This window comes from Desulforamulus profundi, assembly GCF_002607855.1.
Genome location: NZ_AWQQ01000067.1, coordinates 54,464 through 78,972, shown reverse-complemented (window position 1 = coordinate 78,972; position 24,509 = coordinate 54,464). Strand labels below are relative to the sequence as shown.

The following is a 24,509-nucleotide window of genomic DNA, read 5'->3' as shown; positions in this document are numbered from 1 at the left end:
CTTATGCTGTCTGGTGAAATATAGTGAGGGGGTTCCCCCCCTCACTATTTATTTTTAGTGGAACCTGAAAATTTAGGGATTTACGTAGGTCTTGTAAACCTGTTTGCCGTCTTTCATTTCCAGGATGGCAGCACCCTTCACGGGGTTGTGGTTTTCGTCGAAGGACAGTTTGCCGGTTACAGCTTGAACATCCTTGGTAGCTTTCAGAGCTTCTTTGATTTTTTCAGGGGAACCGTCGCCGGAACGTTTGATGGCGTCAACGATCAGAACAGCGGCATCGTAACCGAGAGCAGCCATGGAGTCGGGAACCTGACCGAACTTAGTCTTGTACTTTTCTACAAAAGCTTTTACGTTGGGATCGTCCTGTTCGGAGGAGTAGTGGTTGCTGAAGAAGGTATTGTTCAGCGCCTGCGGTCCGGCAATTTCAGCCAGTTTGGGGGAATCCCAACCGTCGCCGCCCAGGAAGGGAACGGTGATGCCCACTTCACGGGCCTGCTTGACAATTTTACCAACTTGCTCATAGTAGCCGGGGCAGTATACAACGTCAGGGTTCATGCCTTTAATCTTGGTAAGGGTGGCTTTGAAGTCCTGATCTTCCGGTACAAAGGCTTCTTCACCCACGATTTTGCCGCCTTGCTTGGTGAAAGACTCTTTAAAGAATTGAGCTAAGCCCTTGGAATAGGGGGAGTTGTTATCAACGTAAATAACTGCGGTTTTGGCTTGCAGGTCTTTCAGGGCGAAGTTGGCCATTACAGTGCCTGGAAGGGATCGATAAAGCAAGCGCGGAAGATATATTCGCGCACCTGTTTGGTGTTGGGATCCACGGTCACATCCGGGTTGGTGGCGGAACTGGACACTACGGGGATTTTGTTGTCGGTGGCCACTTGAATGAAACCAAGGGTGTCACCGGAGGTGGTTGCGCCCAGGATAGCGACCACTTTATCCTGAGTAATCAAACGGGTGGCTACGTTGGCAGCCTCGGTGGCATCGGATTTGTTGTCCAGGTTGACAAACTTGATTTTCTTATTGAGTACACCGCCGGCAGCGTTTACTTCATCAAAGTATAATTGCGCACCGTTGGCGGCTGCACTACCAAAGGTTGCTACGTTACCGCTTAATTCGAAGTTACCGCCAATGACGATTTCATTGGCATCGGCAGCTTTTTTCTCTTCCTTGGCACCGCCACCGCAACCGGCTACCAGAGCCACCAGCATGACCATTGCTGCCAGTAAGGCAACGAAACGAAACTTTTTCATTTCAATCCTCCTCATTGTTCTTTGGTTAATAAACACTTGTCTAGTACCATTACACCTGTCAGTCCTTTGACCACCTCCCGCCAATAAAAAAATAAAGTTGATTAAAAATTTCTACGAAAAGAATATTCCACAACCCGGGATAAATTCCTTCAGCCGTATTTTAAAAAATAAGTTTTTTAACAATAATATTGTGTACAATGTACTGACACCCCCGGCTAGTCATTCGCCGGGTAACAAAAGAACCCCGTAACCGGCAGAGCCGGTTACGGGGTTCTTTTGTTCACAATCTCACATTGTAGGTTCCTGCTCAAGATGAAACTGATGTCAAAATTTAGTCTTCTTTGATCTGCTTCAGCTTTCCAGCACTTTTATCTCAGGGTGGTTTATATCCTCGGGAAAGGAGATGGAGAAAGTGGATGAACTGCCGATGACGGCAAACTCTGCTTTGGGAATACTGACTCGCTGCATGGACTTTCCTCCAACTAAAAACTCTCGCATGGCGAGAGTTTTTAGTTAATTATTTTAAAGCAGCCAGGATATCTGCCAGAACCTTGCTGATTTCCTGGTCACCGTCAATGCTCTTCAGGATTCCTTTAGCCTCGTAGTAGTCAATCAGAGGCTTGGTCTTTTCAATGTAAGCATTTAAGCGGGTACCGACGGATTCTTCGTTGTCATCGGTACGCTGGTACAGTTCACCGGCACAGGTATTGCATTTGCCTTCTTCCTGGGGCGGGTTGAAGATAACGTGATAGGAAGCGCCGCAGCCTTTGCAAACCCGGCGGCCGGTTAAGCGGGCCATTAATTTTTCCAGGGGAACTTCGATGTTGATAACGCCGTCCAGTTTGATGCCCATGTCCTGCAGGGTGGCGTCCAGAGCAGCAGCCTGCTCAACGGTGCGGGGAAAACCGTCCAACAGGAAGCCTTCCTTGCAATCCGGCTGGGACAGGCGGTCTTTCACCATGCCGATCACCACTTCGTCGGGAACTAGAGCGCCTTTATCCATATATTCCTTTGCTTTTTTACCCATTTCGGTGCCTTCTTTGATAGCGGCACGGAACATATCACCGGTGGAAATGTGGGTGATGTTTAATTCTTTAACCAGTACTTCAGCCTGGGTGCCTTTACCGGCACCGGGGGGTCCCATAATTAATAAATTCACAACTATCCCTCCTGAGTTTTATAGTGGGCTCGTCCATAATCATATTGTATATTATATCACAAACTGGTCAATATGGATTAACAAGAAAAACAAAAAATGTTTTTCTTGGAAACCCCTTCTACCAGGGGTATAATAGACTCAAAATGTTAAAGGACGTGTTTTTAAGATGACCGTCAATGTTGACAAATTCGTGCAGGAACACCAGGATGAAATCATCGCCCTGGTAAACAACAGCCTGAACCGGGCCGGCGATATCGTAGCCCGGAAGGTGCAGTCCGGTGAAGTGGGAGCCACCATCCAGGACGTTTTGCCGGTTATGCTCTATGAGGTATTGCTCACAAATACAGTGGCAACGCTGCGTCTGGTGGCGGACATGCTGAATGAGGGTGCCGGGGATATGAACTAAGTTTTCACATGTAAAGCTGTTGGCTATAAAGCCGGCAGTTTTTTTGACTTTTGGGTAATACTTTGGGGTCCTGTTGTTAGACTAAAGGGTATTCCTATAGGGTCCAGTATCTTTTCATGCAAGCTGTACAAAACCCCATAGAGATACCCACAAGACCAGCAACAGGACCCGGAAGCCAGACCCTAAAGTCTAACAGCTACTTTGCTTCGTCCTTTACGTAATCTTCCTTGGTGCCACCACAGACACACTTCTGGGGACGGCAACGACCTTCCTTGGTAGCACCACACTTCGTGCATTTCCAAACAGCCATTTTTGTGCACCTCCTTTGGATTTTAGTATTATCCCTGGATTCGGTTTACAATCTTCTGTTATCTGCTGTGACCATGGCCATCGGCCCTCAGCCTTCAGCCATCGGCTTTTTATGTACAGCTTAAACCAAGTTTCTCCTTGCATTCGATTGTCAGTCCAACATATAAAGATAATTTGTCACTTAGACAACAGCTAAATCATCTTTTAGCCGATGCTGATGGCCGATGGTCAAACTGCTTTCCGCTGCCTTTCTAATAGCCGCTACTGCCCTGGCCGGATCTGCGGCTCCGAAAATAGCCGATCCTGCCACCAGCACGTCGGCGCCGGCCCGGGCCACCAGGGCGGCGGTTTCGGTATTGATGCCCCCGTCCACTTCGATTTCCGTAGCCAGCCCCTTTTCCTCAATCATGCGGGAGAGCGCTTCAATCTTGGGCAGCACTTCGGGGATGAATTTTTGCCCGCCGAAACCGGGATTAACGGTCATCAACAGGACCAGGTCCAACATGGGCAGCACGTACTCAATAAGGCTCAAGGGGGTATGGGGATTTAAGGAGACGCCTACCCTGGCCCCCAGTTCTTTGACCTGGCAGACACAGCGGTGCAGGTGGGTGCACGCCTCGGCGTGCACGCATACCAGATCCGCCCCGGCCTTAATAAAATCCGGAGCATAGCGGTCCGGTTGTTCAATCATTAAATGAACATCAAAAAACATTTTGCTGTGCGGCCTCAGGGCCTGCACAACGAGGGGTCCTATGGTAATGTTGGGAACAAAGTGACCGTCCATCACATCGATATGCAGGTACTCGGCCCCGGCCTTTTCAACAACCTGAACGGATTGGGCAAGATGGGCAAAATCTGCTGACAATATGGACGGAGCGATTTTCACCATGTTTAGTATCTCCTCTCCTGCTGCATAACTTCGTCTAAAAAGGTTAGATAATTTTGGTACCTTTCTTTATCAACAAATCCCCGTTCCACGGCTTTCTTCACGGCGCAATGGGGCTCGTGGTGATGCAGGCAGCCGTTGAATTTACAGTCGGCCGTGAAACCGGCAAACTCCGGAAAGTAATAACCCAGTTCCTCCCGTTCCATTTCGGGCAGGTCCAGGCTGGAAAAACCGGGGCTGTCCACCACAAACCCTCCAGCAGCCAGAGGCAGCAGTTCAACATGACGGGTGGTATGTTTCCCCCTTTTTAACTTGCTGCTAATTTCACCTGTTTTCAGTTCCAGACCCGGCTGCACCGCATTTAAAAGGCTGGATTTCCCCACGCCGGACGGTCCCGCAAACACGGAGGTTTTACCCACCAGCAATTGCCGCAGTTCGTCAATGCCGTCACCGGTTTTGGTGCTGGTGACCACCGTAGGATAGCCAATTTTTCGATACAGTCTGAGCCACTCGTGTTCCCTGCGGCCGCTCATCAGGTCCGCTTTATTCAGACATACCACCGGGGAAACGCCGGCATTTTCTGCCAAAACCAAAAACCGATCCAAGAGAGGAAGGTTTGGCTCCGGGTTTTGTACGGCAAAGACAATCACCGCCTGGTCAATGTTGGCCACCGGCGGGCGAAACAGTTCTGTCTTTCGGGGCAGCACTTCATCAATACGTCCCGTGTTCCCCCGTACAGGCGTCACCCTGACACGGTCTCCCACCAAGGCCGCAGAGCCTTTGCCCAGACGGAATTTGCCACGCAAGGTGCATTCCCAGATTTCATCACCTTTTTTTACGTAGTAAAATCCACCATAGGCCCGTATTAAAACCCCTTCAAACACTGCATTGACCCTCTCCTTGGTTGCATCATTGGTTAGACATCCTTCTCATCCACCGGATGCCCGTCGATATAGACCCTTACCTTCCCCTTGCCATAGAGACGGATACTCTCAGCTACATTATCCCCAGGCTGGTGCGTTCTAATATAAGGGTAATATTTTCCCCGGACATCTTCGGTTTCAATTTTTACCTCATGGGTTTGGCCGTCGTTCGGAACGGTAATACGCACCGATACGTCCTTGGCTGCCGGACCCGGTCCCTTGCTTAGTATAATATCGACCTTGGTCCCCTGTTCCGCCTCTTCACCGGCGCCGGGTTGTTGGGCAATAATTTGACCGCTCAGATAATCGAAGCTTTCCGCCTGGCTGAGCACATCTCCCAGTTCCAGGCCCACTTTGCCAAGTTCCGCACGGGCCGCTTCCTGGGTCAGTCCCACCAGATTGGGCACCTGCTGCACTTGCGGTTCCGGTCCCTTGCTGATATACAGTTTAATGCGGCTGCCCCGGGGGGCTTTGGTCTTTCCTGCGGGTTTCTGTTCCGCTACCTTATCTGCCTCTATGTCTTTGCTGTAAACCTGCTCCGGAGCTTCCACCTGAAAACCTTCGTTTTCCAGCGTCAACTTCGATTCGTCGAAGGAACGCCCGGTAACATCCGGCACTTCCACCAAGTCCGGGCCCTTGCTTACCACAAGCAGGATGATACGGGTTTTCTTCACGACCTCATGTGCTCCAGGGTCCTGGTGTATTACAACACCTTTTTCTTCTTTTTCGTCAAACCGCTCATTGATCGTAACATTAAAACCTCTTTCCCTAAGGAGCCTCTCCGCCTCTTCCCTTTTCATTCCCACCACCGGCGGGACCTCTGCCTCCGCCACATTGAGGTAGCTGTTCAGGGCAAACAGCGCGCCGCCGATTAGCAGCACAACCAGCAGGGCCAGCATGCCCCAGGCGGCAGGTTTCATCTGTTTCCGCATGGCCGGGTTCTCCGTGGTTCCGGCCGCCTTGGCCCTGGCTTCTTCCTTGATTAGGCTGGGGCTGGGCAGCACTCTGGTTTGCTCGTCCTCCTGGTCGTAAGGGACCATATTTTTGGTTTCCTCACTGATGGAGACCAGGTCTTCTCCCAGGGCCCGGGCACTCTTGTGCCTTCTCTCAGGGAGTTTGTCCATGGCCCTGAGCACAACCTTTTCTAAATCCTCCGGTACCGCCGGGTTGATTTCCCTTAAAGACAGGGGCTGTTCCTGAATGTGTTTTAACGCTACGCCAATGGCACCGTCGGCCTGGTAAGGCACCTTGCCGGTAAGCATTTCATAGAGCACCACACCCAGGGCATAGATGTCGGACTTCGGACCGGCAGGTTCGCCCTTGGCCTGTTCCGGCGAGATGTAATGCACGGAACCCACAATGGTATCCGTATGGGTCAGGGTGGAGGCGCTGGCCTGGGCGATGCCAAAGTCCGTCAGTTTGGCCCGGCCGCTCCGGGTAATCAGGATATTATGGGGTTTGACATCCCTGTGAATAATGCTGTTTTCATGGGCGTGTTCCAGGGCTTCGGCAATTTGCCGTCCCAATTGGATCACCCGGGCCGGTGACAGGGGAGCTTCCCGGCGGATGAGTTCCTTCAGGCTTTCTCCGTCCACATATTCCATGACCAGGTAATGACTTTCGTTCTCCTGCCCGACATCGTAGATGCTGACAATGTTGGGGTGGGACAGGCTGGCCACAGCCTGGGCTTCGCGGCGGAAACGGCGCACAAAGTCCTGGTCGCTGGCATACTCCGGCCGCAGGACCTTTACGGTCACCAGCCTGTTCAGAAAGGTATCCTTTCCTTTCCAAACCAGTGCCATTCCTCCGCCGCCCAATTGCTCCAATATTTCGTAACGGTTACCCAGAAGTTTGCCTATCATTGACTGTCTCACTCCTTTTTTGAGAGGTGAGAAAAACTTCTCACTTCTCACTTCTCAAATACGCTGCCATCACGTCCCTGGCAACCGGGGCTGCCACCCGGCTCCCCGGGCCGGATTTTTCTACGATAACGGCCACCACCACTTTAGGGTCATGGGCCGGAGCGAATCCGACAAACCAGGCATGGGGTAAGCTGTTTGGCTGCCGGTCGGTTTTGGTCTCTGCGGTGCCGGTTTTGCCCGCCACCTTGACTCCCCGGATGGCGGCGGTGGTTGCGGTGCCCCAGTTTACAGCGTTTATCATGCCTTCCTTGACAAGGGCGGCCACCTCCGGGCCGGTGGCTGTCAGCCAGGTGCTGCTTTCCGTAACCCGGATTTCTTTGCCACCCGGCTTACGGACTTCTTTTACCAGGTAGGGTTTCATAATCACCCCGTTGTTGGCGATGGCTGAACAGGCCAGGGCCATATGCAGCGGCTGATCAGGGTGTCTCCCTGACCAAAGGAGGATTCAGCCAACTGGCCCCGGTTCCGGCGCTCCTTGGCCGCCAGTGTGCCGGGCCGCACCGGAATTCCCAGATCGGGGCTTTGATTTAAACCAAATTGATGGAATGTATCGATAAAACCCTGCCAGCCCATTTCTACTCCCCCTTGGGCAAAATAGGTGTTGCAGGAAAGGGCCAGGGCTTTGATAAAGTCAACTTTTCCGTGGGCCTGGTTATCGGCAATCCTGTTTCCGTCAACAATCACGTAACCAGGACATTGGATGGCATCCCCGGGCCGGGCTTTTTGCCGGGCCAGCAGGCCGGAGCCGGTAACAATTTTAATGGCTGAACCGGGTGGGTAAGCCCCCTGGGTGGCACGGTTCAGCAAAGGCGCATTTTCATCATCGCGGTTTAAGCGGTTCCATACACCGGCCTGATCGATGGCATTGCTGTTGAAGGCCGGTGAGCTGACCATGGCCAGGACGGCACCGGTTTTGGGATCCAGGGCCACCACTGCGCCAGGCCTGCCGTTGAGAGCTTGGAATGCTGTTCTTTGCAGGTTGGCATCCAGTGTAAGCACCAGATCATTGCCCCGGGGTGTCCGGTTCAACAGTTTGTCCAGCAGGTTTTCCAGGGCATCGGCGTCGGTTAATCCGAGCAGTTCCCTGCTGTAGGCCGCCTCCAAGCCGGCAGCACCGTATCGTTCGGAAACATAGCCAATCACATGGGCAAAGGGAGAAACTTGGTTTTCTGTCAGGTAGACCCTCTTGCTCCGTTCGCCCAGCCATTTTGTTTCAGCCAGCACGACTCCCTGTCGGTCAAAAATGGTCCCCCGGATAATGCCGGCTTCCCTGGCCGCGATGCGGCGGTTTTGCGGGTGGGTGGCCAGGTCTTCCCCCTGCTGTACAACCAGATAGGTTAAATATAAGATCAATAAAACAAAGGTGCATAGTAAAAAATAGCCTAGTTTTTTAATGTTCTGTTTCATTTCCACCATTGACCTCGTGGGAAATGTTCAGGAGCATTCCCAACAACACAAAGTTTGCCACCAGCGAACTGCCCCCGTAACTGATGAAGGGCAGCGTTACGCCGGTCATGGGCAGCAGTTTGATGACCCCTGCGATGATGATAAAGGTCTGCAGGCCCATCAGTGCTGTTAACCCGGTAGCCATGAGGGACGTGAAATCATTGCGGGCTGCCAGGGCAATCATCAGTCCCCGGAAAATGAAGCACATGTAAAGCACCAGTACGGCACAGCCCCCCAGCAGCCCTAACTCCTCAACAATGGCGGAGAAGATAAAATCCGTATGGACGGCGGGGATTAAGTTCGGCATCCCTTGTCCCAAACCGCTGCCAAAGATCCCGCCGGACCCCAGGGCAAACAGGGACTGAATGATTTGATACCCGCTACCGCCCATCAAGGGCCAGGGGTTCAGCCAAATGTCCACCCGGGCCTGGACATGGCCAAAGATATGGTAGGCCACGGTTCCTCCCAGGAAAAACAAGATCAAGCCGATCAGCACGTAGAACATGCGCGCCGTTGCGGCATAGACCATGGCCAAAAAGGTACAGAAATATATGAGAGCGGTACCCAGGTCCTTTTGAAAAACCAGGATCAGCAGGGAGATGCCCCACATCACCACCAGCGGACCGTACTCGCGAATCCCCGGAATACTGATGCCGAGGATTTGGTCACTGCCGGCGGTCAGCACTCGCCGGTTTTCCGCCAGAAAGCTGGCAAGAAATAATACCAGCAATATCTTAACAAATTCAGAGGGCTGAATTTGAAACAGGCCAATTCGCAACCAACTGCGGGCGCCATACTGCTCCTGGCCGAAAAAGATCGGCAGTACCAGCAGCAATGCCCCTGCGGCAGCGTAAATATATTTGTAATCCGCCAGCCAGTCCAGTTTTCTCAGCAGGGTTGTAATAAGCAGCAGCGCCAGCAAACCAATCAGCAGCCAGGCAAACTGTCTTTCGGCGTACTGGGGACGCAGGCGAAATAAAAAGATTAATCCCAGGGCAGTAAGACCTGCGGTGATGGGCATTAAAAAAGGGTCACACCGGAAGCCGGCCAGCCGCCAGTAGGCGCTGATCAGCCAGAAACCGAGCATGGTACCAATGCTTAACAAAACGACAAACCACCAAAAGGGTAATTTGGTACCGCTGCCCAGAGCCAGCTCGTAGGCCCTGTTCAGTTCCGGTTCTCCCAGGTACAGGGTAAAAACCCCCACGGCCAGGTAAGCGGTGATATAGTACAGCAAACTTCGTTCTTCCTTGCGCAGGTTGGCCAGCAATTGGCAGCACACCTCCGGTGGTTACTCCATTTCAACCAGAACCATGGTGATATTGTCAATACCTCCCCGCTCCAGGGCGGTATCCAGTAAAATCTTTAAACATCGGTCTAAGTCCGGTTGAGAAGCAATAATTTCTTTTATTTCCTCCGGGCGCAGGTGGTTGAACAGCCCATCGGTACAGAACAAAACTTTGTCCCCGGGAGATAAGGTCTGTGTATAGAGTTCAAATTTTACCGCGGGTGCGGTTCCCATGGCCCGGGTCAATACGTTTCGCTGGGGGTGATTGATGGCCTGTTCTTCCGTAATGCCCCCGTGGCGAAGCATTTCCCCCACCAGGGAATGGTCCTCGGTGAACTGCGATATTTCACTGCCCCTGATAAGATAAGCCCTGGAATCACCAATGTGAGCAATAACCAAATCATATCCCGTAACTATACCGGCGGTCACCGTTGTCCCCATGCCCCGGTACTGGTCAAATTCATTGGACAGCCGGTAAACCCGCAGGTTGGCTTCTTCCAGGATACGTAATAAGGCAGCGGAAATGTCCTTTGTTCCCGGCAGTATCTCTCGTAAATTTTCTTCCAGGTACTGCAGGGCTGTGCTGCTTGCGATCTCTCCTGCTTTATGGCCGCCCATGCCGTCGGCCACCGCAAACAGACCAATATCGGGGCAGGCGCACAGGCTGTCCTCATTGCCGGCTCTTACCCGTCCGACATCAGTTATCTGACTCCATTTCATACGCCCACCTCACATATCGAAAAATTACATCGCCAATGCGAATACGGTCTCCGTTTGCCAGCACGGTTTGTTTCGTCACCGGCATCTCATTCAAGTACGTGTTGTTTAAGCTGCCCATATCCTCCAACCAGTATTGTCCCTGTTTATAGAGGATCCGTGCATGGTCCTGCGACGCGTAATTGCCGCTGAATACAATATGGTTGCCCCGGCCCCGACCCAGCCTGGTTAAATCCCCCAGAGGATAGGTATCACCGGGTATAATTTCCTCATCCCCGGATGCAACAACCTGTAAAACGGCGCCGTCCCCTCCCTGGGAGACCGGCCTGAGTCTCACCGGATCGACATGGGGAAGCCCATCTTCCCGGGCGCATTGTCTTAACTGGTCAATCATGCTGACAGTCAACCGGAAGATAAACAGGTATAACAAGATTAAGAACAGGCTTCTCAAAATGGTGATACCAATGGCCAGCACGTTAAAACTCCTTAAAGATGAGGACTGTATTCCCCACCGTAATGACATCTCCGGTGGTCAGTTCGACCTTATCCACCGGTAACCCGTTGACGTAGGTCCCGTTGGTGCTGTTCAGGTCCGTCAACCAGAAACGACCGCCGATTTTCTCAAATTGCGCATGTCTTCTGGACACGCTGGTGTCCGAGAGAACAATGTCGCAGGTATCCCGGCGGCCCAGGCTGGTGCGGTAATCGGTCAGGGGAAATTCTTTCCCGGCGTCGTTCCCCTCCTCCACCAGCAGGGTAGCCGAGCAGTGCTGCTGTAAATTGGGGATGGGGGCGGTATCGGTTAAGGGCCGGTAGTCCCGGGTGTCCTGGTTGTCTTGAGCGAAGTCCGGTTGATCTCTCCTGACCACAGGTTGGCCCTGGTCGGGTTCCACAGCGCCAAAATTGCTTTCGATCAAAATGTCGCCCGGCTCAACCCCTTCCCCCTCGATAAACTCAATGCGGGGACGGTTCACCAGGGTAAACTTTTTTTCGGCAGCTTTTTGCACCAGGTAATCTGCCAGTTCATCCGCCAGCAGGGGAGCCATGGGCTTGATGGTCTTATGATCCTCCGGGTGCAGCAAAACGGTATACTCGTTGGGTACATAAACATTGGAGATGCTTACCCTCCGTTTGTCCCGCATGGCCCGGGCGAGTTTTTTGGCAATGTCCGTGGGCTGTACGCGGGCGTCGGAACCGAATTTGTCTTTGAAAAACCCTTCAATGTATTTTTCCAAACTGTTTTCCAATCCCGAGAACAGGCGCACGTAAATCACCTCCGGTTTTAGATGTGAGAAGTGAGAGGTTAGAAGTGGGAAATTTAATTAAAAAAACGAAGCCTATTTATCAATACTCACCTCTAACTTCTCACATCTCACTTCTCAGTTTCATACCTACGTCTCAACTGCCCGCAGGCGGCGTCGATGTCGGCTCCCAGTTCGCGGCGAACGGTGACGTTGAGGCCGCCCCTATCTAATATAGTACGAAATTTTTCTACTTTTTCCGGGGGCGTTCGATTGAAACCGCGTTCCTCCACGGGGTTCACCGGGATCAGGTTAATGTGACACATCAGCCCGGTCAAAAGGGTGACCAGTTGGCGGGCATGTTCTTCGCTGTCGTTCATCCCCGCCAGTAAAGCATATTCAAAGGTGATGCGGCGGCCGGTGATGTCAATGTATTCCCGGCAGGCCTGCATAAGCTCCTGCAGTTTATAGCGACGGTTGATGGGGACCAGTTGGTCCCGTAATTCATCATTGGGCGCATGGAGGGACACCGCCAGGGTTAAGGGAAGTTTCTTGAGGGCCAGCTCCTTCATCCTGGGCACCAGGCCGCAGGTGGAGAGGGTAATGTGGCGGTAGCCGATGTTCATGCCGTACCCGGCATTGATATTTTCGAGAAACTTCAATACATTGTCAAAATTGTCCAGGGGTTCCCCGGCGCCCATGATGACAATGTGGCTGACCCTTTCCCCGGCATCTTTTTGGATGCCCAGCACCTGGTCATAGATTTCAGCGGGACTGAGGTTTCGTACCAGACCGCCCAGGGTGGAGGCACAAAACAGGCAGCCCATGCGACAGCCCACCTGGGTGGAGACACAGGCGGAATTTCCGTAAGAATGTTTCATCAGGACGCTTTCCACCGCGTGGCCGTCCGTCAATCCGAAAAGATATTTGACGGTATCCCCTCTGGCAGATTGCTGGCGGGCCAGGATTTGGGGTGAACTTAAAAAAGCCAGTTCAGCCAGTTTTGTTCTCAGTTCCTTGGACAGGTTGGTCATCTCGTCAAAGCCTACAGCGCCTTGGGCGAAAATCCACCGGCAGATCTGTTCTGCCCGAAATGGCTTCTCCCCCAACTCCGTCAAAAATTGTTTTAATTCTGCCAGGTTGAGATCTTTCAAATTCACCTTCTGGTTGCTATTTCTACGCATTTCTATTCAAATCCTTTTTTCTCAGCCTTGCAATGAAAAACCCGTCCATGCCGTGGATATGGGGCAGCAGCTGCAGGTACCCATTCTCTGCCGTTGCCTCCCGGTCCAATCCCGGAGGCAGGAATTGTCTCAGGTCACCCATAATAAACTCCGGGTGTTCCTTTAAGAAATCCTCCACCACTCCGATGTTTTCTTCCCGGGTGATGGTGCAGGTGCTGTAGACCAGGACACCCCCGGGGCGCAGGCACTTGCTGGCGGATTGCAAAATCTCCTTTTGCAGCCTGACAATGCCGGGCAGCTGACTGGGGTCTTTGCGCCAGCGGGCATCCGGCCTTCTTCTTAATACGCCCAGGCCGGAGCAAGGGGCATCCACCAGCACATAGTCCGCCCAGCCCTGGTATTTTTTATGGATGTCCCTGGCATCGGCCACTTCGATCTGAACCGAATGAATCCCCAGCCGTTTACAGTTGTCCATAATCAAGTTCAGTTTATGGGCGTACAAGTCAAAGGCCAGGATCTGTCCGGTATCCCCCATCAGTTGGGCCAAATGGGTGGTTTTGCCGCCCGGAGCGGAGGCTGCATCCAGAACCCTGGACCCGGAGGCCGGGTTCAAAACATGGGCCACCAGCATGGAACTCTCATCCTGGACTTGAAACAACCCCTCCTGGAACGTCTTAAGGGAGCGATAAGATAAGAAGCCGCTGAGATTCAGACCTTCCGGGACATATTTTGTCTCTACGGCCTCGACCCCTTCCTCCTGCAGCCGGGCAATCAAGTTTTCCCGGGTAATTTTTAAGGTGTTGGTACGGACCGTATTGGGCGCCGGGCGGTTGTTGGCCTGGCAAAGGGCGACGGTTTGATCAAAGCCGTACTCTTTTAGCCACCGTTCCACCAGCCAGGTGGGGTGGGAATATTTCAGGGCGACATAATCAACCGGGTCCTCTTTGGGATCCGGGTAATCCAAACTGTGCTGCTGTCTGGCCACATTGCGCAGCACGCCGTTGACAAACCTGGCCGCACCTTCATGGCCGTATTTCTTGGCCAGATTCACAGATTCATTGCAGGCGGCGGAATCCGGAATCCTGGGCATAAACATAATCTGGTAGGTGCCCATGCGCAGGATATTGCGTATCCATACGGTTTGGGAGGCCAGCGGTTGTTTAAGAAAATGTGCCAGGACCCAATCAATGGTATTTAAGTTGCGCAGCACGCCATAGACCAATTCTGTGGCAAAAGCCCGGTCCAATTTGCCGGGCTGATATTGTTCCAATACCTTATTAAGAGCGAGGTTGGCGTAAGCACCTTCTTCTTCCACCGCTTTACCAACCAGAAGTGCCAGTTCTCTGGCAGTGATGTTTTTCAATTTTTCATCCCTTCCTCTTTCCGGTCACACTGGTGGCCCAGGAAAAATTCAATGGCCCGGATCACGCCGGGGGTGTGCACCGACGTATTGAAACATGGACCAAAGGGTCGATCATTCAGCACACCTAAAACCGGGATTGGACTGCAGTCCTGAATGCCGCTGGACAGGTCCCTTTCGCAGGCAACGGCCACAATGGCTTTGGGACGGTATTCCTTAACAAACTTGCGGGCCAGGGTGCCCCCGGTGGCAACCCCCACGCGGATGCCGTATTTATCCCGCAGTTCCAGTAAATCGGTGACTTTGCATTTCCCACAGCGACGGCAATTGTTAATATCGTTGGTCACTTTGTGCGGGCAGTTGTTCTCCTGCAGGCAGTGGGGCGCCAGTAAAAGGATTTGTTCAGGACGCACCGCCTGCTGATTGGCCCGCACCAGTTCGTTGTTTACTTCGATAAAGGAGTTTTTAATTTTATCGATATCGATTTTAAAAATTCTGCCCAACCCAAGGGCAAAGGGAAACAGGGTTGACATGGCCACCCTCATCAAGGGCTGCAGCGGTTTAATGGTTTGGGCCAGCCAGATGGTTAACACAATCCCCCCGACGCCGAAGGCCACCACCAGGATCGCCAGGATAATCAGGGAAACTGCACCGATTAAGACCACCTGGTGCAGGATGGTTGTCGGGTGATAAAGCAAATACCAAACGGTGAAAATTAACAGCCCGACAATCACCAGGCTAGCTGCCAGCAGCCCTAGGAATAATCTTTTACGCACCTGGGGCACCTGTGCTTGACTGGGAGAAATCATTGTTCCTCTACCCCTTCTCTTCCCAGGACTGTACCGGGAGCGATCTGTTTTCCCCGCAGGAATTGGTCCACATCCATACGCTTGCTGCCCTGGAGCTGTAACTCGGTAATCAAAATCTGACCCTGGCCGGTTTGTACTAGTATACCAGAAGACCCCGCTTCTAAAACCGTGCCCGGTGCAGCCTTTACCGGGCGGGCCTCGGGAACACGGGTCCGCCAGATTTTAAGCACTTTATCTTCCCAGGTGGTATAGGTACCGGGCCAGGGATTCATACCCCTGACATGGTTATGTAGATGTTGCGCCGGCTGTTCCCAGCGAATGACTTCATGTTCTTTTTTCAGCAGGGGAGCATAGGTCGCCAGGGTATGGTCCTGGGGTGTCCTGGGGGCAAAACCTTTCTCCAGCAAGTCGATGGTCTCCACCAGCAGCTCCGCACCTAATACCGCCAGCCTGTCATGAACCATGCCTACTGTATCATCGGGGCCGATGGGCAGGCGCTTCTTTAAAATCATATCCCCGGTGTCCATTCCCTCGTCCATGAACATGGTGGTAACCCCGGTTTCTGTTTCACCGTTGATTACAGACCAGTGAATGGGCGCCGATCCCCTGTAATAAGGAAGCAGGGATGCATGCACGTTGATACAGCCCCGGGGAGGCAGCTGTAAGATTTCAGAGGGCAGAATCTTGCCGTAGGCCACCACCACAATGCATTCCGGCTGCAGCCCCTGCAGGGTCCGGAAAAATTCTTCCGTCCGAATGCCGGTTGGCTGTAGCACCGGCAAATGATATTCCTCCGCCAGTTTCTTTACCGGCGATGGCTGCACCTGCTTCCCCCTGCCCTTGGGTTTGTCCGGCTGGGTGACTACCGCCACCACCTGCTGCCCGGCCTCCAGCAACGCCTGCAGGGAGGCTGCGGCAAACTCCGGTGTTCCCATAAAAACAATACGCATAAACCGTTCTCCTCTACCTATTCCACTTTCCGTAAATTACTGGCCCTGTCTACAAAGACAATGCCTTCCAGGTGGTCGATTTCATGTTGAAAGGCCCTGGCCATAAAACCATTGACCCGGTAAACCACCTGTTCACCCTTGCGGTTTAATCCTCTTACCACCAGTCTGTCCGCTCTGGCCACTTCACCGATCATTCCCGGTACGGAAAGACACCCTTCGGTATCCACCACCTGACCGGAGGCTTCCAGGATTTCAGGGTTGATCAACTCCACCAGTCCCTCTCCCACATCAATCACAATAACCCTTTTAGAAACCCCGATTTGCGGCGCCGCCAGGCCCACACCCTTGGCAGCATACATGGAATCCGCCATATTATCCAACAGTTTAAGAATACTGGGGGTTATTTCCTTCACAGGCTTCGCCTTTTCCCGCAGTACTTCATCGCCGATTTCTACAATTTTATATACAGCCATTGCATAGCCTCCTGTTCTGTCTTTGGTGTCCAGCCTTCAGCTTTTAGAATCTATTATACTATTATACTATAAAAAGCTGAGAGCTGATGGCTAGACCCGAAAGGAATGCCTATAAGCTAACCGGGTCCACATCGATACTTACTGCCACCTGTTTAAACCGAACGCCTGCTTGCTCTAAAACGGCAGCAGCAACCTGTCGTATTTCACGGCTGGCATAGCCCTTCAGGATGAGCTGCCAGCGATAGCGATCTTTGATGCGGGGAATCCCTGCCGGGGCAGGACCCAGTATTTCCATGTTCTGTCCGGCCAGTTCCTGCCTGGCGGAAGACAAACGTTCCTGCCACCACTGGGCTGCGCTGATAACGTCTCCCTCATTTAATCCCGTGAATAGAATTCTGATTAAATGGCTGAAGGGGGGTATTGTAAGATCCTTCGGGTGACCATTTCTTTATGGTAAAAGCTCAGGTAATCATGTGTTTGAGCCGTTAAAATACTAAAATGCTCGGGGTCATAGGTCTGAATAATAACCTCTCCGGGTTTTTCCCCCCGACCGGCCCGGCCCGCCACCTGAGTAAGCAATTGAAAGGTTCTTTCCGCCGCCCGGAAGTCCGGCATATGCAGGGTGATATCAGCGCTGATGACGCCAACCAAGGTAACCTGAGGAATATCCAATCCTTTGGCGATCATTTGCGTGCCGACCAGCACCTGGGCATTGCCATGTATAAACTCCTCCAGGATCTTCTGGTGAGAACCCTTCCGGGTGGTGGTATCGGCGTCCATGCGCAGGACCCGGCAGCCCGGGAAAAGCCTTCTCATTTCTTCTTCCACCCGCTGGGTTCCCACCCCGAAACTACGAATGGTTTTCCCGGCGCATCCGGGACAGACCCCGGGCGCTGGTGCCGTAACCGCAGTAATGACATTTTAGCCGGCCGTCGCTGTGCAGGGTGAGAGAAATTTCACAGCGCGGGCATTTCATGACCTGGCCGCACTGCCGGCAAAGCACCACTGTGGCCAACCCCCGGCGATTTAAGAATAAGATGCTTTTTTCATTTTTCTCCAGGCAACGGGCCAGGGCCGTTTGCAGGGCAGAACTGAAAATGCCGGTATTCCCTTCGGCCATTTCCTTGCGCAGGTCAACAATTTGTACCCGGGGGAGTTCCTTTTGATCCACACGTTTGGTCAGGGTCACCAATTGATAAGGTCCGCCGGGCCGGGCCCTGCAGTAACTTTCGATGGCCGGCGTGGCGCTGCCTAAAACCACCACGGCTTTGGCGTGGGCAGCCCTTTGCAGGGCCACCTCCCGGGCATGGTACTTGGGACTTTCATCCTGTTTGTATGAGTATTCATGTTCTTCGTCAATGATAATCAATCCCAGGTTTGGCACAGGGGCAAAAATAGCGGAGCGAGCCCCCAGTACCACAGGGGCTTGTCCGGATTGAATGCGTACTTTTTCGGCATATCTTTCCCCCTGGGACAGGGCGCTATGTAACAAAGCCACCCGGCTGCCAAACCTGTCCCGGAATCGTTCCACCATCTGGGGAGTGAGAGATATTTCCGGTACCAGCACGATGGCCTGCCGGTCCATCTTTAATGTTTTTTCAATAAGCCGAAGATATACCTCTGTTTTGCCGCTGCCGGTAACGCCATGCAGCAGCCAGGCGGAGGGAGTCGCTTCCTCCAGCCCTTGCCGGAGTTTGCCGACAACCATCCTTTGCTCCTCCGTCAGGTCGGCAACCCTTCCGGTGACAGGTATTTCTCCGTTCCACAAGCCAGGGGAACTTCCCTCAGCAGCCCTTTTGCCAGCAGGGCGTTAATAACCGCTAAAGATACCCCGGCTCTTTCTGCCAGTTCAGCTTTTCTGAGCCCGGGTCTCGCCAGAGCTACCTCCATGGCTAATTTTTGTTTGGGAGCTCTAACCAAACCCGTGAGTTCATGCGGGTTACCCGCAGATGCCAGTCCCTTTTCCTGGCGTAACCGGGTGCTGCCGACGGGAGAACCGGCGATACACTGCAGTGAATCTCCCAGGCTGCACAAATAACGCTGGACCATCCAGCGGGCTGTGGCATAAAGTTCTTCATTTAAGAAAGGCTCCTTTTCAATCACCCTTGTAATATCTTTTATCTTTTGTAGTTTAGGGGGTTGACTGAAGTCAATGACAAACCCCTGTACCCTTCTACCAGAAAAGGGTACCTCCACCCGGCTGAACCGTTTCAGTTCACCCTTCAGGGTTTCCGGTACCCGGTAATGAAAGGTTTGATGTAAGCGAACGGGAACCGTTACGGCCACCTCTGCGTACAGCATCTATTTTGCCCCCTGCCGGCTTTGCAGCAATTTTGCCGCCCGGTCCAAAATTTTTTGGGCAACCCTGTTTTTATCCATTAAAGGCAGTGCCTCAACCACTCCGTCTCTGCCAAAAATACGAACCACATTGGTATCATGATCAAATCCCGCCCCGGGTAAAGTAACGTCGTTGGCAACCAGTAAATCAAGGTTTTTGCCAGTAAGTTTGGCCAGGGCATTTTGTTCCAGGTCATTGGTTTCTGCCGCAAAACCAACCAGCAGCTGGTGGGCCTTTTTACGACGTCCCAGTTCTGCCAGGATATCGGGGTTCCGGGCCAGTTCAATCTGCATTGCCTGACCCTGTTTTTTGATCTTTTGCGGGCTGACTTCCCCGGGGCGGTAATCCGCCACCGCCGCAGCCTTAATGACAAGATCTACGCTGTCAAAATGCTGCAGTACCGCCTCGTACATCTCCCCGGCGGTCTCCACCCGTTGGACTTCCACCCCCGGGGGAGGCATCAAATGAGCGGGACCGGTGACCAGTCTGACCCTGGCACCACGCAGAAACGCTGCCCGGGCCAGGGCATATCCCATTTTTCCTGAGCTCCGGTTGGATAAATAGCGCACCGGGTCCAGGGGTTCCCTGGTGGGTCCGGCGGTGACAAGAACGTCTAACCCCGCCAGGTCCTGGGGGGTTACGAGTTTTTCAATGCTATGGAGAAGGGTCGCCTGATCCGCCAGCCTGCCTTTGCCGGTTGTGCCGCAGGCCAGGCGGCCCTCACCGGGTTCAACAAAATGATAGCCAAATTCCTTTAATTTCCTGATATTTTGCCGGACGATGGGGTTCTGGTACATGACCACATTCATGGCCGGGCAAAACAATACCGGGCAGGAGGCAGCCAAGATCAAGGTAGATACCAAATCGTCGGCGATACCGCCGGCTGCTTTACCGATGATATTCGCTGTGGCAGGAACGATCACCAGAGCATGGGCTTGCTGGGCTAAATCTATATGCAATACCCCACCCTCGGAACCTGCCTGAAAGAGTTCGCCATGGACCGGATTGCCGGTGAGAACTTCAAAGGTAAGGGGTGTCATAAATTCACGGGCTGCTGAGGTCATGGCCACATGAACATCCGCCCCGGCCTTTACCAGGGAACTTACCAGTTCCGCAGCCTTATAGACTGCAATACCACCGGTGATTCCAACGGTAATTTTTTTACCTGCCGGCAACAAACTGCACCTCCGTTATTTTTGACCCGAACGGGTGCGTCGATAGGTTACGTCCCCCCTGGAGATTTCCTCCAGGGCCAGGGTGACGGATTTTGCTTTTAAAGGTTGGTTGGTTCTGATCTCTTCTTCGGTCAGCAAACGAGCCCTTTTGGCGGCAGCAACAACCAGGGTGTAACGGCTGTCGACCCTGGTCATTAATTCATCCAGCGAAGGTTTATTCATCATGGTCGCTTACCCCCACTACAGTTTTAATCTTCATCAACAATCCAGAAATTTCGTAATATCGAAACGTGACGGTCGGCATTTTTCCGCCTTAATAATGGCCTCTGCCTGGTCTAAGGCATTTTCCACCGTGTCATTAATGACCAGGTAATCATACCGCCCGGTGTTGGACAGTTCTTCGCAAACACATCTTAAACGATTAGCAATCGTTTCCAATGAGTCTGTGCCTCTTTTGGTAAGTCTTTCTTTTAACAGGGATAAGGCCGGAGGCACGACAAAAATCAATACCCCTTGGGGGTATTTTTGTTTAACCTGAAGAGCGCCCTGAATATCGATTTCCAGGATGACATCCATGCCCATTGCCAGCTTTTCTTCCACATACTGTCTTGGGGTTCCGTAATAATTGTCATAAACCTTTGCATATTCCAGCAGCTGGTTATTGGCAATCATTTGTTCAAAGTGTGGTTTACCCACGAAAAAATAATTTACACCATGCTTTTCTCCGGGTCTGGGAGCCCGGGTTGTACACGAAACGGACAGGCACATATCTTTGTTATTTTGCAGCAATCCCTGGCAAATGGTGCCCTTTCCGGCACCTGACGGTCCTGATATAACGATAAGTAGTCCTTGCCTGGTCATTTCACACTCCTAGTCCGTAGGTTCGTCAACCTGAGCGGCTTCTTTGCTTACCAGACGGTTGGCCACGGTTTCCGGTTGAACGGCCGAGAGGATCACATGGTCGCTGTCGGTAATAATCACCGCACGGGTGCGGCGGCCATAGGTGGCATCAATTAACATACCCCTGTCCCTGGCCTCGGTGATGATGCGTTTGATGGGAGCGGATTCGGGGCTAACAATGGCAATAATACGGTTCGCCGAAACAATATTGCCAAAACCGATGTTAATAAGCTTAATATCCATGTTCAGTTCCCCCTAATACATTATTCTATATTTTGAACTTGTTCCCTTATTTTTTCAAGTTCACTTTTTGCATTTACCACAGCATTGGCAATGGCCAGATCGTTGGCCTTTGAACCAATGGTGTTAATTTCCCGGTTCATTTCCTGGACCAGGAAGTCCAGTTTACGCCCCACGGGTCCTCCCTCTGCCAGGATTTGTTTCAGTTGGTGCAGGTGACTGCTGAGACGCACAATTTCTTCCGAGATGTCCGCTCGGTCCGTAAAGATGGCGACCTCCGCTGCCAGGCGGGTTTCATCGATAATGCCGCCTTCCAGCCATTCGGCGAGCCGCTGGGATAATTTTTCACGGTGTTCCTGGACTACCAGGGCGCCCTTTCCGAAACTTGTTCCAGGATCAGACGGTGAATCTCGCCGGCCCTTTGCAGGATGTCGTTCTTTAGCCGTTCGCCCTCGTTTTGGCGCATGGCCAACAGCCCGTCCAAAGCCTGGTCGGCCGCTTCCTCGATGGCCGTAACCCATTCTTCTACATTTTCCTCCGGTTGTTCCAGGGAAATGACGTTGGGCAAAGAAATGAGGTCCTTGATGGAGATTGTGTCCGAAATTGACAAAGATTCCTTCAGTTCCTCCATTGCCTTATGATACGCCACCGCCAGGGCTTTGTCAACTTTTACCGCGGTAGTGATCTCCCCGGTTTCTTCAATGGAAATGTAGCCATCCACGCGGCCCCGGGTCACTCGTTCTTGGATGCGTCTTTTGATTTTATCTTCTATTTGGGCCAGAGACCTGGGTTGGCGAAGAATCACTTCGCAGAAGCGGTTATTGACGGATTTCAGTTCCACCGTAAACCTGCGTCCTTCCGCGCATGCCTCTCCCCGGCCGTAACCGGTCATGCTTTTGATCAAGACTTCACCACCTAGTTTTTTCATATAACGTATAAAATTTTAAAGTTCGACAGTATAATGTGTTCTACCTAAATTTAGATTTTCCTTTTAAATTGGGCATAAAAACTAGGAAATTAAAGCAAAAGGGCCGGTTCCCAGCCATAACTCTTATTTCATAGTTATGCCCGGAGCGGCCCCAAATTAGAATTCATCCGGATTAAATTTTAACGGTCTTTTCCATCGCCGTGTTGATAGCCGATATCTATCTTTTCATAGGGTGCGCTTTCATCATCCGGACCCCGGAAGGATTCGTAGATAACCCCGTCATCCCCAATTTCATAGGGAATGCTGTCCGGGTCTGCAAAGGTTTCCAGGTGTTCCTCCGCAATCATTTCTTCATCCCCGTAATAGGAACCTGCCTGGGCACGGTCTGCGTGTTCGTTCCAGCGGGCCACCGTTTCCCAGGCGTCCTCGCCGTCAAAGCCGTTGTAATCCTCGTTGTCTTTCCAGGAGCGACTGAAGGGGACATCCAGTACATCTTCTTCCGCTGTCCGCTCGTGGGACTTGGGCAGGTGTTCATCCCGGGATTTGCAGTCGACGCACTGGGTGGTGTAGGGGACAGCATCCAGTCTTTCCGTGGATATTTCCTTGCCGCAGACCTCGCAAACCCCGTACCGGCCTTCTTGCATTTTTTCCAGGGCATCGTCAATGGCCCGGACCGTAAGCATGGCATCCCCCTTCAGGGCCAGGTCTTTACTGCGCTCAAACATTTCAGTGCCGATGTCCCCCGGGTGGTTGTCATAGGATGACAGTTCTTCGATGGATTCGTCCATGGAAAGGCCCAGGCCGCCGCCTCTTTCATCGTTATTGTAGTTGTCAATCCGGTTGAGCATATGTTCTCGCATATCCAGCAGGCGCTGTTTAAAACCTTCGGTCTGTTGTTGTGTTAGCAAAATGAACCCCCCGTTTCACGAAATCAGCCCCCGGGGAAAAGAAAAACCCGGGCAAAGTTAACTATAATTTGCCCAGGTCCTTTGGATAATACTCGAAGTTATTTCTTTGATTTAATGCTTGCTTGGTAGTAATACCTATATGAGAAGTGTTTGTTAAGATATGAAAGTGTTACCTAGGGGGCAGCCTGGCAATTAAGAGGTGGGAAGTGAGTGGTTAGAGGTGAGAAACTATTGGGGTAAATCTTTTTTTATAATCCTCTCTCACGTCTAACTTCTCACATCTCACTTCTCTTACGCCCGCTGCGTTGCGGAAAAGCCAGTCTGCCTGCGTGAGGTTCGTTTAAAGCGTATTTCTCAGGTGTCTTAGTTGTATCTTCTGAGAGTTAATTCAACTCACCCAGCAGCTTCTCGATCCGGTCCAGGCCTTCCTTAATATTCTCCATGGATGTGGCGTAGGACAGTCGGATAAAGTCGTCGCCGCCGAAGGCAATGCCGGGGACCACGGCCACTTCGGCCACTTCCAGCAGCAGGTTGGCCAGGTCGGTGGCATTGTTCACCGGTTTGCCTTGATAGGACTTGCCAAAGTAGGCGCTGACGTTGGGGTACAGGTAAAAGGCGCCGCCGGGTTTCGGGCAGGTGACGCCGGGAATGGCGTTAATCCGCTCCAGCATGTAGTTTCTGCGTTTTTCGAACTCCACCACCATGGCGTCCACAGCATCCTGGGGACCGTTCAGGGCGGCCACGCTGGCAGCCTGGGCGATGGAGGTGGGGTTGGAGGTGGAATGGGACTGCAGGTCCGCCATGGCCTTGGCCACAGAGGTGGGGGCCGCTGCATAGCCGATACGCCAACCGGTCATGGCGTAGGCCTTGGATACCCCGTTGATGACCACGGTATTTTCTTTCAATGACGGGCTGATGGAGGCGATGCTGACATGTTCCAGGCCGTCGTACAGCAGTTTTTCATAGATTTCATCGGAAATAACGGTAATGTTGTGCTGCAGCAGGATCTCTCCCAGGGCTGCCAGTTCATCCCGGTGTATACACCGCCGGTGGGGTTGCTGGGGCTGTTCAGCAGGAAGACCCGGGACCTGGGGGTAATGGCCTCTTTTAATTCCCGGGGGGTTAACTTAAAACCGTTTTCCTCCCTGGTTTGTACCACAACGGCTGCCGCTCCGGCCAGCTTAATTTGCTCCAGGTAGCTGACCCAGTAGGGCGCCGGTAAAATCACCTCGTCGCTGGGCTGGCAGAGGACCTGAAAGGCATTGTAAAGGGAATGCTTCGCTCCCACGGAAACAACAATTTGATTGGTCTGGTACTCCAGGCCGTTTTCCCGCTGGAATTTGTCTACGATGGCCTGCTTTAGTTTTAGCGTGCCGCCGGCAGGTGTGTAGCGGGTTTCCCCTGCTTGAATGGCTTCAATGGCAGCTTCTTTAATGTTGTCAGGGGTATCAAAGTCCGGTTCCCCGACGCCAAAGCTGATGACCTTTATGCCGGAAGCCTTCATTTGCTTGGCCTTGGCATCAATGGCCAGGGTCGGTGACGGGCTGATACCCACTGCACGTTCGGACAATCTCATCATCGTCTCTCCCAACTAAAATAAAATGTAAGGTAAATAAACGTCTCGAAATTGGCAAGGTACTATCGTTATCCGATAGAGAGTGACTTTGCGGAGCACCGGTAACAGCACTTGC

The 24,509-nt window shown here is 52.5% G+C and carries 26 protein-coding genes and 3 pseudogenes; 1 reads left to right on the top strand and 28 read right to left on the bottom strand.

What is annotated here, in order from left to right; translation table 11 throughout:
* Window positions 1-72: 72 nt before the first annotated feature.
* Window positions 73-1,256: pseudogene (locus tag P378_RS11450) on the bottom strand (ABC transporter substrate-binding protein).
* 517 nt (window positions 1,257-1,773) lie between these two features.
* Entirely contained in the window at window positions 1,774-2,415 is a 642-nt protein-coding gene (locus P378_RS11445; protein WP_099083337.1) for an adenylate kinase, read from the bottom strand.
* Between the two features lie 166 nt (window positions 2,416-2,581).
* Between P378_RS11445 and P378_RS11440 the strand changes: the two genes are divergently transcribed.
* The gene (locus P378_RS11440; protein WP_099083336.1) at window positions 2,582-2,821 is read left to right on the top strand and encodes a hypothetical protein; all 240 of its coding nucleotides are present in this window, start codon (window positions 2,582-2,584) and stop codon (window positions 2,819-2,821) included.
* A gap of 196 nt (window positions 2,822-3,017) precedes the next feature.
* Here the strand turns inward: P378_RS11440 and P378_RS23610 are convergent, their stop codons facing one another.
* From P378_RS23610 to P378_RS11335, 26 genes and pseudogenes are all read right to left on the bottom strand, one after another.
* Window positions 3,018-3,131 (bottom strand): RCKP-type rubredoxin-like domain-containing protein, encoded by a 114-nt coding sequence (locus P378_RS23610; protein WP_338013907.1) that lies wholly within the window; start codon window positions 3,129-3,131, stop codon window positions 3,018-3,020.
* Between the two features lie 180 nt (window positions 3,132-3,311).
* On the bottom strand, window positions 3,312-4,019 hold the full coding sequence (rpe, locus tag P378_RS11435; RefSeq protein WP_099083335.1) for a ribulose-phosphate 3-epimerase: 708 nt from the start codon (window positions 4,017-4,019) through the stop codon (window positions 3,312-3,314).
* 2 nt (window positions 4,020-4,021) lie between these two features.
* Window positions 4,022-4,900, bottom strand: a complete 879-nt coding sequence (gene rsgA, locus P378_RS11430) for a ribosome small subunit-dependent GTPase A (RefSeq protein ID WP_099083334.1) — start codon at window positions 4,898-4,900, stop codon at window positions 4,022-4,024.
* 32 nt (window positions 4,901-4,932) lie between these two features.
* A complete protein-coding gene (pknB, locus tag P378_RS11425; protein WP_099083333.1) occupies window positions 4,933-6,801 on the bottom strand; it encodes a Stk1 family PASTA domain-containing Ser/Thr kinase in 1,869 nt (622 codons plus the stop codon).
* A gap of 40 nt (window positions 6,802-6,841) precedes the next feature.
* A complete protein-coding gene (locus P378_RS23010; RefSeq protein ID WP_274378709.1) occupies window positions 6,842-7,264 on the bottom strand; it encodes a penicillin-binding transpeptidase domain-containing protein in 423 nt (140 codons plus the stop codon).
* Window positions 7,225-8,268 (bottom strand): penicillin-binding transpeptidase domain-containing protein, encoded by a 1,044-nt coding sequence (locus P378_RS23005; RefSeq protein ID WP_274378708.1) that lies wholly within the window; start codon window positions 8,266-8,268, stop codon window positions 7,225-7,227. The genes P378_RS23010 and P378_RS23005 overlap by 40 nt, the downstream gene beginning before the upstream one ends.
* The gene (locus tag P378_RS11415; protein WP_099083332.1) at window positions 8,252-9,577 is read right to left on the bottom strand and encodes an FtsW/RodA/SpoVE family cell cycle protein; all 1,326 of its coding nucleotides are present in this window, start codon (window positions 9,575-9,577) and stop codon (window positions 8,252-8,254) included. The genes P378_RS23005 and P378_RS11415 overlap by 17 nt, the downstream gene beginning before the upstream one ends.
* Window positions 9,578-9,598: 21 nt before the next feature.
* Window positions 9,599-10,315 (bottom strand): Stp1/IreP family PP2C-type Ser/Thr phosphatase, encoded by a 717-nt coding sequence (locus P378_RS11410; RefSeq protein ID WP_099083331.1) that lies wholly within the window; start codon window positions 10,313-10,315, stop codon window positions 9,599-9,601.
* Entirely contained in the window at window positions 10,293-10,787 is a 495-nt protein-coding gene (locus P378_RS11405) for an FHA domain-containing protein (RefSeq protein WP_099083330.1), read from the bottom strand. The genes P378_RS11410 and P378_RS11405 overlap by 23 nt, the downstream gene beginning before the upstream one ends.
* 1 nt (window position 10,788) lies before the next feature.
* The gene (locus P378_RS11400; RefSeq protein ID WP_099083329.1) at window positions 10,789-11,577 is read right to left on the bottom strand and encodes an FhaA domain-containing protein; all 789 of its coding nucleotides are present in this window, start codon (window positions 11,575-11,577) and stop codon (window positions 10,789-10,791) included.
* 107 nt (window positions 11,578-11,684) lie between these two features.
* A complete protein-coding gene (gene rlmN, locus P378_RS11395; RefSeq protein ID WP_099083328.1) occupies window positions 11,685-12,737 on the bottom strand; it encodes a dual-specificity RNA methyltransferase RlmN in 1,053 nt (350 codons plus the stop codon).
* On the bottom strand, window positions 12,730-14,100 hold the full coding sequence (gene rsmB / locus P378_RS11390) for a 16S rRNA (cytosine(967)-C(5))-methyltransferase RsmB (RefSeq protein WP_099083327.1): 1,371 nt from the start codon (window positions 14,098-14,100) through the stop codon (window positions 12,730-12,732). Before rsmB ends, rlmN begins: the two co-directional genes overlap by 8 nt.
* Window positions 14,097-14,906 (bottom strand): DUF116 domain-containing protein, encoded by an 810-nt coding sequence (locus P378_RS11385; RefSeq protein ID WP_099083326.1) that lies wholly within the window; start codon window positions 14,904-14,906, stop codon window positions 14,097-14,099. The genes rsmB and P378_RS11385 overlap by 4 nt, the downstream gene beginning before the upstream one ends.
* Entirely contained in the window at window positions 14,903-15,856 is a 954-nt protein-coding gene (fmt, locus tag P378_RS11380; protein ID WP_099083325.1) for a methionyl-tRNA formyltransferase, read from the bottom strand. The genes P378_RS11385 and fmt overlap by 4 nt, the downstream gene beginning before the upstream one ends.
* Window positions 15,857-15,873: 17 nt before the next feature.
* A complete protein-coding gene (gene def, locus P378_RS11375) occupies window positions 15,874-16,329 on the bottom strand; it encodes a peptide deformylase (RefSeq protein WP_099083324.1) in 456 nt (151 codons plus the stop codon).
* A 109-nt stretch (window positions 16,330-16,438) separates the two neighbouring features.
* Window positions 16,439-16,690, bottom strand: coding sequence for a hypothetical protein (locus P378_RS21730; RefSeq protein ID WP_238473160.1), 252 nt, complete (start codon window positions 16,688-16,690; stop codon window positions 16,439-16,441).
* Window positions 16,691-16,728: 38 nt separating this feature from the next.
* Entirely contained in the window at window positions 16,729-17,157 is a 429-nt protein-coding gene (locus tag P378_RS21725; RefSeq protein ID WP_238473144.1) for a helicase-related protein, read from the bottom strand.
* Window positions 17,158-17,179: 22 nt separating this feature from the next.
* A complete protein-coding gene (priA, locus tag P378_RS21720) occupies window positions 17,180-18,097 on the bottom strand; it encodes a replication restart helicase PriA (RefSeq protein WP_238473143.1) in 918 nt (305 codons plus the stop codon).
* Window positions 18,052-18,630 carry a primosomal protein N' family DNA-binding protein gene (locus P378_RS21715; protein ID WP_238473142.1) on the bottom strand — a complete coding sequence of 193 codons (579 nt, stop codon included), beginning with the start codon at window positions 18,628-18,630 and terminating at the stop codon, window positions 18,052-18,054. The genes priA and P378_RS21715 overlap by 46 nt, the downstream gene beginning before the upstream one ends.
* Window positions 18,631-19,842, bottom strand: a complete 1,212-nt coding sequence (gene coaBC, locus P378_RS11365; protein ID WP_099083323.1) for a bifunctional phosphopantothenoylcysteine decarboxylase/phosphopantothenate--cysteine ligase CoaBC — start codon at window positions 19,840-19,842, stop codon at window positions 18,631-18,633.
* Window positions 19,843-19,857: 15 nt separating this feature from the next.
* Window positions 19,858-20,067: a DNA-directed RNA polymerase subunit omega gene (gene rpoZ / locus P378_RS11360; RefSeq protein ID WP_099083322.1), complete on the bottom strand. Its 210-nt coding sequence runs from the start codon at window positions 20,065-20,067 to the stop codon at window positions 19,858-19,860.
* Window positions 20,068-20,100: 33 nt separating this feature from the next.
* Window positions 20,101-20,703 carry a guanylate kinase gene (gene gmk, locus P378_RS11355; protein ID WP_099083321.1) on the bottom strand — a complete coding sequence of 201 codons (603 nt, stop codon included), beginning with the start codon at window positions 20,701-20,703 and terminating at the stop codon, window positions 20,101-20,103.
* Window positions 20,704-20,712: 9 nt separating this feature from the next.
* Window positions 20,713-20,985 (bottom strand): extracellular matrix/biofilm regulator RemA, encoded by a 273-nt coding sequence (remA, locus tag P378_RS11350; RefSeq protein WP_003541102.1) that lies wholly within the window; start codon window positions 20,983-20,985, stop codon window positions 20,713-20,715.
* A gap of 20 nt (window positions 20,986-21,005) precedes the next feature.
* Window positions 21,006-21,886, bottom strand: a pseudogene (locus P378_RS11345) (YicC/YloC family endoribonuclease).
* 203 nt (window positions 21,887-22,089) lie between these two features.
* On the bottom strand, window positions 22,090-22,818 hold the full coding sequence (locus P378_RS11340; protein WP_099083320.1) for a TraR/DksA C4-type zinc finger protein: 729 nt from the start codon (window positions 22,816-22,818) through the stop codon (window positions 22,090-22,092).
* Between the two features lie 383 nt (window positions 22,819-23,201).
* A pseudogene (locus P378_RS11335) lies at window positions 23,202-24,394 on the bottom strand (pyridoxal phosphate-dependent aminotransferase).
* Window positions 24,395-24,509: the final 115 nt, after the last annotated feature.

Coding starts and splice junctions, on each gene's coding strand:
- P378_RS11385 (WP_099083326.1), bottom strand. CDS start 14,906: ATGATTTCTCCCAGTCAAGCACAGGTGCCCCAGGTGCGTAAAAGATTA.
- rlmN (WP_099083328.1), bottom strand. CDS start 12,737: ATGCGTAGAAATAGCAACCAGAAGGTGAATTTGAAAGATCTCAACCTG.
- gmk (WP_099083321.1), bottom strand. CDS start 20,703: ATGACCAGGCAAGGACTACTTATCGTTATATCAGGACCGTCAGGTGCC.
- rpoZ (WP_099083322.1), bottom strand. CDS start 20,067: ATGATGAATAAACCTTCGCTGGATGAATTAATGACCAGGGTCGACAGC.
- fmt (WP_099083325.1), bottom strand. CDS start 15,856: ATGCGTATTGTTTTTATGGGAACACCGGAGTTTGCCGCAGCCTCCCTG.
- rpe (WP_099083335.1), bottom strand. CDS start 4,019: ATGGTGAAAATCGCTCCGTCCATATTGTCAGCAGATTTTGCCCATCTT.
- pknB (WP_099083333.1), bottom strand. CDS start 6,801: ATGATAGGCAAACTTCTGGGTAACCGTTACGAAATATTGGAGCAATTG.
- P378_RS21715 (WP_238473142.1), bottom strand. CDS start 18,630: ATGCTGTACGCAGAGGTGGCCGTAACGGTTCCCGTTCGCTTACATCAA.
- def (WP_099083324.1), bottom strand. CDS start 16,329: ATGGCTGTATATAAAATTGTAGAAATCGGCGATGAAGTACTGCGGGAA.
- P378_RS23005 (WP_274378708.1), bottom strand. CDS start 8,268: ATGAAACAGAACATTAAAAAACTAGGCTATTTTTTACTATGCACCTTT.
- P378_RS23610 (WP_338013907.1), bottom strand. CDS start 3,131: ATGGCTGTTTGGAAATGCACGAAGTGTGGTGCTACCAAGGAAGGTCGT.
- remA (WP_003541102.1), bottom strand. CDS start 20,985: ATGGATATTAAGCTTATTAACATCGGTTTTGGCAATATTGTTTCGGCG.
- P378_RS11410 (WP_099083331.1), bottom strand. CDS start 10,315: ATGAAATGGAGTCAGATAACTGATGTCGGACGGGTAAGAGCCGGCAAT.
- P378_RS11440 (WP_099083336.1), top strand. CDS start 2,582: ATGACCGTCAATGTTGACAAATTCGTGCAGGAACACCAGGATGAAATC.
- P378_RS23010 (WP_274378709.1), bottom strand. CDS start 7,264: ATGGCCCTGGCCTGTTCAGCCATCGCCAACAACGGGGTGATTATGAAA.